This window comes from Martelella sp. AMO21009 (genome assembly GCF_053484295.1).
On sequence record NZ_JBAKFR010000057.1, the window covers coordinates 1 to 8,264 of the forward strand.

9 protein-coding genes and 2 pseudogenes are annotated in these 8,264 nt (G+C 56.1%); 7 read left to right on the forward strand and 4 right to left on the reverse strand.

What is annotated here, in order from left to right; all coding sequences use genetic code 11:
• Window positions 1-477: pseudogene (locus V6766_RS25250) on the forward strand (hypothetical protein); the annotation flags it as partial.
• A 28-nt stretch (window positions 478-505) separates the two neighbouring features.
• Here V6766_RS25250 and V6766_RS25255 read toward each other — a convergent pair.
• Complete coding sequence (locus V6766_RS25255; protein WP_448470998.1) at window positions 506-958, reverse strand: hypothetical protein; 453 nt, start codon at window positions 956-958, stop codon at window positions 506-508.
• Window positions 959-1,254: 296 nt separating this feature from the next.
• On the reverse strand, window positions 1,255-1,491 hold the full coding sequence (locus tag V6766_RS25260) for a helix-turn-helix domain-containing protein (protein WP_230721730.1): 237 nt from the start codon (window positions 1,489-1,491) through the stop codon (window positions 1,255-1,257).
• 218 nt (window positions 1,492-1,709) lie between these two features.
• Here V6766_RS25260 and V6766_RS25265 point away from each other — a divergent pair, with 218 nt between their 5' ends.
• Both V6766_RS25265 and V6766_RS25270 read left to right on the forward strand, forming a co-directional pair.
• Entirely contained in the window at window positions 1,710-3,446 is a 1,737-nt protein-coding gene (locus V6766_RS25265; protein ID WP_448470999.1) for a hypothetical protein, read from the forward strand.
• A 164-nt stretch (window positions 3,447-3,610) separates the two neighbouring features.
• Window positions 3,611-4,240: a hypothetical protein gene (locus V6766_RS25270; protein ID WP_448471000.1), complete on the forward strand. Its 630-nt coding sequence runs from the start codon at window positions 3,611-3,613 to the stop codon at window positions 4,238-4,240.
• Between the two features lie 203 nt (window positions 4,241-4,443).
• On the opposite strand, the gene V6766_RS25275 is transcribed toward V6766_RS25270, so the two are convergent.
• Entirely contained in the window at window positions 4,444-4,602 is a 159-nt protein-coding gene (locus tag V6766_RS25275) for a ribbon-helix-helix domain-containing protein (RefSeq protein WP_448471001.1), read from the reverse strand.
• Window positions 4,603-4,722: 120 nt separating this feature from the next.
• Between V6766_RS25275 and V6766_RS25280 the strand changes: the two genes are divergently transcribed.
• The 3 genes and pseudogenes from V6766_RS25280 to istA all read left to right on the forward strand — a co-directional run.
• Window positions 4,723-5,241, forward strand: coding sequence for a hypothetical protein (locus V6766_RS25280; RefSeq protein WP_448471002.1), 519 nt, complete (start codon window positions 4,723-4,725; stop codon window positions 5,239-5,241).
• A 211-nt stretch (window positions 5,242-5,452) separates the two neighbouring features.
• Window positions 5,453-5,980 (forward strand): hypothetical protein, encoded by a 528-nt coding sequence (locus tag V6766_RS25285; protein ID WP_448471003.1) that lies wholly within the window; start codon window positions 5,453-5,455, stop codon window positions 5,978-5,980.
• A 107-nt stretch (window positions 5,981-6,087) separates the two neighbouring features.
• A pseudogene (gene istA / locus V6766_RS25290) lies at window positions 6,088-7,386 on the forward strand (IS21 family transposase); the annotation flags it as partial.
• A 201-nt stretch (window positions 7,387-7,587) separates the two neighbouring features.
• Here the strand turns inward: istA and V6766_RS25295 are convergent.
• Window positions 7,588-7,875, reverse strand: coding sequence for a pyocin activator PrtN family protein (locus V6766_RS25295; protein ID WP_448471004.1), 288 nt, complete (start codon window positions 7,873-7,875; stop codon window positions 7,588-7,590).
• Window positions 7,876-8,102: 227 nt separating this feature from the next.
• Between V6766_RS25295 and V6766_RS25300 the strand changes: the two genes are divergently transcribed.
• The coding region (locus tag V6766_RS25300) for a helix-turn-helix domain-containing protein (RefSeq protein WP_448471005.1) at window positions 8,103-8,264 on the forward strand (162 nt) is incomplete at its 3' end.

The window sequence follows — 8,264 nt, forward strand, 5'->3', positions numbered from 1 at the left end:
CTCAAAGCGGTTGGGAATCAACCAACGGACTCCTTTGATCCGATCAATCCACTAGGTACGGAGGCCTTCATACCGGTGTTCGCCTCGCATAGGCTCGAGCTTTTGAACGAAAGCTACGGGCGCGGTGAGCTGCCGGTGATCGCATACCCGAGTGACGCCTTTCTCGGCCGCATCTTCAACGAGGAGGTGATGCCTTCCATCCAGAGCGGCGAATTCGTCCATCGCAAGGTCGAAACCGCCCTGACGCTTGCCGCGCTGCAATTTGCCATTAGCGGTGTCGGCGTTGCCTGGGTTCCGGAAAGCATAGCGAAAGACGCGATCCGCTCAGGCCTGATTTTTGACCTCCGTGACGTGCTGCCCTACACGATGCTGACGGTGGTAGCCGTCCGCATTGCCGGCGCGCACACCGAAGTGCAGAACCTGTTGTGGGAGGAGATCAATGCTATGCGCTGGCCAAAGCAGGACGATCGTAATTGATTCGTCTTGCTTGGCCGGACGACTGCAGTCAGAATCTCACGCCGGGTCCCAGAGCAGGATTTGAACGCTGTTTTTTTCGCACACAGCTATTCTTTAGCTCATCCAGGCTGCCTCGTGACAAACGCTTGTTTCCCCAAAATGCGCTATGCTGAACCCTCCGGAAGACGGAAACCAGCATGCCGGACCCCACAAACTGTTGCATCGCCTGCCAGAAAACCACTCTCGCCGACGCCATCCAAGGCATTTCCGCATGAAGCGCCGCGGAAATCTCATCGGCGCCTGCTTCCCTTTCGATTTCGACCACTTCCACAACGGTATTCAGCAATTCTATAGCTTTGCGGACATCGGTCCCCAGCTGCACTATCCGTGCCTTGATGATGTGCACTGTCCACCGCCAGAACCGCGACCAATCATGACCTTTGACCGTCTCTTGCCAGGGGAAGTTCATTTGTAAGCCTTCACCGACGATTGGTTTTTTCAAGCGTTATAATAAGGGGTAAAGCGCACAATACCCTTATTATGACGCTTTGATGAAACCGGAATGGCCACAGACAGCTCAAATTTTAATGTGTGCCAATGACATTCCTAGCGCATTTCCGATCCTCCTGCTGTCCGTAATTCGTGCATGAAGTGGAAGTCGCGCTCGTATCGCAATCACCACGTTCCAGCGAATTGCCCAAGTCTAAACAGCCATCAGGCGGCGACACTCACACGCTCCTGAACATGTCATCACGGACGTTGTGCGCGGTATAGACACGCACGCTTTTGTGGCAGCCTTCAGGGGCGGTTGAAGTCGTCTGCAGTTTTGGCGGGCAAGAGCAATTGCCAAGCCTCGACCTCGAGCACAGTTGCGAGACGATCCAGCACATCAATAGACACGCTATAGCGACGACGCTCCAGGGCGCCGACATAGGTTCGGTCGACTTCCGCAAGGTGCGCAAGCTCCTCCTGCGACAGCCCCTTTTCCTTTCGGGCCTGCCTTAGGTTTTTCGCAAAGAGCTCCCTGATGTCCATGATCTGGACATTCGAGACTTGATGAGTATATTTCCACGGAGTATACTCATCATATGGCGGCGATTTCGCCATGACAGCAAACCCAGAATCATTCCTGAAAGCAATGTTCTCTTCCCCTCCTAGATTCTCGTTACACCTCTCGCACTGCTAATAACGGAACCGTACGGCCTGGAAGAGACAACTGTGAAAGACGTCTGCGCAAATCGTGAGGGCAGCCCATGAAGACGAAACAGATCATCATTGCAGTTCTCCTGTGCTTAACCGCAGGGCCTGCGCACCCTGAGGTTATTGAGTTTCCAGATGACCAGTTCTGGCGAAATCTCTCGCAGGTGTTTGCGGACGAAACGCCAGACTATGACCAGATCGCACGCCGAACGCCGGAATACCGTCAGGCTGACGAATTCGATAAAGGCAATGTCCTTGCGGAACAGGTGCTGAAGCTGAAACGCATGAAAACCGATTTCGGATCGGGATCGCAGGTGCTGTTCCGTGCAGCCATTCGTCTTGATGACTATGATGCTGAGAGAGGCGGCTTCCCGGTCAATCTTTTCGAGCCGGGTATCTATCTGGACGTTGGAAGCGGGCTTCGTTTCTCCAATGCTTCCGACTATGCCGTTCTGCCGGCCTCACCCGAAGAAGGACGGGAGATCCGGCAGAAAGAAAGGGCTTCATCAAGTTTGCCATCCGGACTTCTTCTGGCCGGCGACTTCCGGAGGGATCCCGGACATCGCGGGGGTATGCTCGCGACGCTTTACCGGTTTGATTATGTTGACGGCAACGACACGGTGATCGCTAGCATTGAGAGCGTTCCGGATACGCAAGGTCTTGATGGTGACCAGGTCGAAGCGCTCGTTCAAACCACGCAAGCTAAAATCCTGCAGCTTGCCGGCCTGCCACCGATCGGTTCGCCCTGGCCTCTGGTACGCGACGCACTCCAACTCAGCTACGGCTATGCCGCCAGCGAAAACAGACGCTATGATGACGGCAAATTCCGGATGGTCGAGGGAGGCATCCAGGACGAAGACCTCTCCGACGCCTCCCGCTTTCGTGTCGGCTTCGGCAACAGTGGAGACATGGTCAGCCAAATTTTCGCGAAACAGGGTTTTACGGCCTTTGCCACGACCGAACTGGGACGCATTGACACGAACGCCACCGGTCGCGGCCTCGACTGCGACACACCTCATCTGGCCGATGCCTGCGGCATCCTGATCTTCGAGAAGCAGCGGGGAGACTGGATACTGACGAAGGCCGAAGGTGTCCTCGACCTCAAGGAAACCGATCATGGCCGCGCACTCGAAACTGTGCTGGACGACGATGTCGACGCCTTCCTTCGCTCCGACCTCACGGTCGCTTACGACCGTGACTGGCTTGCAGGTAAGACATCGGGATTGCATTTCTCGGGGCAGTATGCGCCAGCCGCGCGCTATATCCTCGGGGAAGATATGGGCGGCAAACCGCTCTACCTCCGTCCCACCGATCACTATCTCGAAGGCACGCCGAACTTCGAGGTCATGCTCTATGCCGTCGACGGTGCGCAGGGGAGGACGCCATTGATCTTCACGCTTGCGCCACGGCAACTTCATGTCGAACACGCAGCTGCGGTTCGCTCCCTTTCCGGAAAGCGCATCATGTCTTCTGATTTAGAAGGGCTCACGGCATATGAGCTCCTCGAGGATCCCCGGTTTCTGCCGGCTATCGAGGAAACTCTCAATGGCACGGATCTGAAGGCGATCCAGCGCGCGACGGCTGTCAGCTCCGGTTCTTTCGAGGATCGCGGTGCGTGGTTTGTTCACGGTGGTTGCCGGCCGCATGACTGCAGCGATGATTTTGCGACAGTTGCGATTAGCAAGGAGGACGGGCACCTGATCGTCGTCCGAAGCCATAACGGCACGTCGGAAGTCTTTGGTTCCCCGCCAGAAGCCCTTCCACCTGTCTTCGAACGGCATGGTCTTTGAAGCACGACCTGATCGCGCTGACGCGCAAGCCCCCAAGCAATAGATCAGGTCGCATCTCTCTTTCGCGGTGAAGTCGTTCGCTGCTCCTTTCGCCCACATCCGCATCGGTTTCGCCGAATGCTGCATACCGCCTGTCGCGCAGGCGCACGGAGGTTTATTGTCCCATGTCAGTATCACAAACAGCGAAACTGGATCTCGGATTTGAAGTTGAAGCCGCCCGAGATGGGTCGGTGAGCGTCTCCGGAAAAGGCGTTGGCTTGAAATTGTCCGGGCTCATCGTCCTTTTCCTGGTCATGCTTCTGCCCTCGTCGTTTCTGTTCACACTCCTGATCAATCGCGGACCACTCAGCTTTCTTCCGGCCGATCTCTACATTCCTGCCGCTTTGGCGATCAATGCGGCACTGGTTTATGCTGTTCACCGGCTCAAGAGTCCGCCCTTCAGCTTTCGGCTCACCGAAGGCGGCCTGGAATGCGATGGGAAGCGTTACGCCTATAACGACATCAGCGAGGTGTTTGTCGATAACGGCCACGCAAAAGGCCGGCCGCTTGCATCGGGCGGCATCCACACGGGACTGATCATCGGCGGCACGGGTCCGGTCGGGACCACAGCCGCTCTCACCGGTGGCGCCGGCGCATCAGCATCAATTGCCATGGCCAATCTCGGCACCAGAATTGGCTCGGCAGTGAACTATCGCGTGAATTTCAGGCATGGGCGCAACGTCATCCGGCTGGCGTCATCGCTGGATGAGAGCACAGCAATTTCGCTATTCCGGTTTCTGACCGAAGGAAAATAAACTCGGATGTGAAAAATCCGGGCTGCCGCCAAATAGAACAACAACGCGGAGGCGAGAGCCAGCACCGTTCCGGGATCCACAGAAACAATCCGGACCGGTGCGTTTTTTTGCATAGCCGAAGGTCTCGCTGAGGAAACCGGAATACAAGACATTTTGCCGGATCCGCGTGCTGTAATCCGGAACCAAGAACCACCGAAACCCTTTCAGCCGTTCTTCTCGAAATAGTCGTCCAGTATCTGACGTATGACATCCTGGCGAGAGGGAATCTCCGTCTGCTGTCTTCGAACCTGGTCAATTTTTTCCAGCAAATCCTTCGGAAGCCGCAGCGTTACGGGTTCGTGATATTTTTTTGGTGGTGCCATGAAGAAATCCCTCAACTTTATATTGACGTCAGGATATCTAAGTGACACATTAGACGGGCGATGGCAAGAGTTGCCGCTCTGCCACGCCCTAACCAAGCCTAACCTTATCAGGAGGTAGACATGGCTGACACAGCAACTATCACGCCCGCTCGGGCGAATGAAGACGTGTTCCTTCGCGGAGCGTCTCCTATCAACCTGCTTTTCTCGAAAATGCTCGGCGAGATGGTCACGGTCATCGACCGCGAGAAAGAAATCGACGGCGTGGACATTTTCGACCCTGCCTTCAAGGCTTGGCTGTCCGGAGCAGAAAACGCTCTTGATGCTTTCACGCAGTCGGTTTGCGTTCTCAGCAATCTGGCACCAATGATCGCTTCGGATGTGCCTCTGCGAAGAACGGCGCGACTGATCCACGCCATGATCAACGCCGCAAGCAGGTCTGAATTGACAACAGCTCGATCAAACATCGTCCTCTATGCCGGTAACTTCCTTGATAATGGGAGCGCCCATATTGGCCGGGATACCGTTGATCAGCTCAGACACTGCAGAGCGCTGCTTAAGGTGCTGATGCAGCTCGACATCTATCGTCATAGCCCGGACGATACGCTCTCGAACAACGAGATTTCAGAAATCGCCACGTAGTCACCCGACTGAGCCAGGTTAAACGGCTCAGCGGTACCGCACTCGCATTCGACGTGCCCCGACGGGGTACCATCCTGCGAGATCCCTCTTCGTTGCGTCCAATCCAGCAAATTGACCTTCCGGATTTTTCGGAACCGATCCCGCTTGCTCTGACGGCGCCTTTGCTACGCGGAGTATCCGGATGGATTCCGTCCAGAACAGGAACACACACATGACTGACAATCATTCTCCCGACCGTCTGCCGAAGAAACCGCGACGCCTGCACATCCCACATCGATCACGGCATGTGCCGGACAGCGAGTGGCGGCGCACCTATCCCGGTCCGGTTCCGCCGCAATGGCAGGACATTGCCGAGAGCAAAGGATTTCGTGTGGTCGGGCGTGTCCGTAACCGGTACCACATCGTATTGGAATGCAAGAAATGCAGCGGACACACCGTGCAGAAAGTCTTCGTGCTCAGGACTGCCACGCCTTTGTGCGCAGCCTGCCAGGAAACAAGAGGCCGCGATAACGCTGAAAACTGCGGCTATCGCTTTCTGAAGCGCGACGAGCACGACCGCCATTATGCTCAATACCTGCTCCCATGCGGCCACACGGTTCGTCGACAATTCGGCCGCATCGAAAAGCTTTCCCGCGACGGACTGATTGATGGTCGTCCGGGATACCGCTGCCCGGAATGCTATTCCGAGAAACTCCAGTCCGAGGCACACAAACGAGGTTGGACGTTGGTCTGTGATTAGGCGTGGAATAAGGACCCCGTTAGAGGGGTGATCGGCTTCCAAAAGGGACCCCTTCTGGCACAGGGGTTACAACAGCCTCCGGTTTATCTCGGAGGCTTTTTATTTGGATGCTTGTTGTGGAAACAATTGCGAAGATACGCCGGCTTGCCCTGACGCAAGGCATGCCGATCAAAGCGATCTGCCGGGAATTGGGCATTTCGCGTAAAGTGGTACGGAAGGTTCTGCGCGGTGGTGAGACAGCGTTCTCCTATGAGCGCACGACGCAGCCTCGCCCGAAGCTTGGACCGTGGCAGGACCAACTCGATGGAATACTACTCGCCAATGATGCCAAGCCGTCGCGCGAACGGCTGACGCTCATCCGGATATATGAAGATCTGCGCGATCAAGGTTACGAAGGCGGCTACGATGCCGTCCGGCGTTATGCCCGCAAATGGTCTAAGGAGCGCGGCTCTGTTTCGACAGAAGCCTATGTGCCGCTCTATTACGCACCCGGTGAGGCCTACCAGTTCGACTGGAGCCACGAGATTGTCGTGCTGAACGGCGTGACGACAACCGTCAAGGTGGCGCATGTCCGGCTCTGCCACAGCCGGATGATGTATGTAAGGGCCTATCCGCGAGAAACGCAGGAGATGGTCTTCGACGCCCATGACCGGGCATTCGCCTTCTTCGGCGGGGCTTGTACGCGCGGGATCTATGACAACATGAAGACCGCGGTGGAGACGGTCTTTGTCGGCAAGGAAAGGCAATACAACCGCCGTTTTCTGCAGATGTGCAGTCATTTCCTTGTCGAGCCAGTGGCCTGTACGCCGGCGTCGGGCTGGGAGAAGGGACAGGTCGAGAACCAGGTTAACCTGGTCAGGGAGCGCTTCTTCACACCAAGACTACGCTTCAAGTCCTATGGGGAGCTGAACGGGTGGTTGCTGGACAAATGCATCAGTTACGCCCGTGCCCACAAACATGTCGATCAGCCACAGCGCACGGTCTGGGACGTCTTCGAGGAAGAGCGATCCAATCTGATCGGATACCCAGGCAAGTTCGATGGCTTCCATGCCGTTCAGGCGGCGATCGGCAAGACTTGCCTCGTCCGCTTCGACAACAACAAGTATTCCGTACTGTCGACCGCTGTGGGCCGTCCGGCCGAGATCCACGCATACGCTGAGCACATCGTCATTCGCCAGGATGGCGTCGAGATCGGTCAGCATGAGCGCTGCTTCGGCCGCGGCGAGACGATCTATAATCCTTGGCATTATGTACCGGTCCTGACCCGCAAGCCGGGAGCACTCAGAAACGGCGCGCCCTTCCATGACTGGGTTCTGCCGGCTGCCATGGAGAAGGTGCGCCGCCGGCTAAAGGCCATGGCTGACGGTGATCGTCAGATGGTGTCGATCCTGGAATGTGATGGATTGGACGGACGTCGCGAAAAACGTCGCAAAATCAATCAGTAAGAGAACTGATTTCCGCTAAGTTGTACCCTTGTCGTACTACTCGGCACTGGTATTGTCGGTATCGAAGGAGCTACGGAGGATGGGCGTGCGAACAGCGGGTTCATTGCTAGGCTTCTAGCCACGCTGAGATTGGGTTAGTCAATGTCAAGCGGGTGCCGGGAGCTATTTGGCACGGAAGGCTCGCGCCTCCGACAACGCAATCTCGCGCCGTTTATCAAGGTATGAGGCTAGGTCCTGGATGTGCACACCTTTCGCGCTTTTCTGACTTCTTTCAGCTCGTGTAAGCGGTAGGTCGATCTCTCCGGTGCTAACTTTGCGCAGAAACTTGGTGATCGTCAGGTGAGAGAAGTAGTCCTTGCACACGATTTCAGCGGGGATGATCACGCGTCCATCATACTGAGCCATGAGTAGGAATAGCGTTTTCAACTTTCTGGTCCGCGCTACGGTCATCGATGAGATGATCAACCTCGGAACAGGAAAATTCAATTGAAGCAAACGGAGCCGCCAGGATATGGCAGGCGGCTAACAGTGGTCTAAGGTTGAGAATAGCGTCGCTGAGATCGGCGGTGCAAAAGTCGGCCACGGAAGCGGCGGAATAATTCGGTCGCGGGCGGAGTAAAATCCGGCCACCTATCTTCCTTCTGCAATGAGCGCAGGAGGGACAGAGGATTTACACCGTGGATCTTTATCTGAAGGTTCGTCTGGCCGTCTCGGAAGGGATGAGCCGACGTCAGGCTGCAAAGCATTTCAATATATCGCGCGACAGCGTAGCGAAGATGCTGATGTATTCGACGCCTCCTGGCTATCAGCGACAATCACCAGTCCGGCGGCCGAAGCTG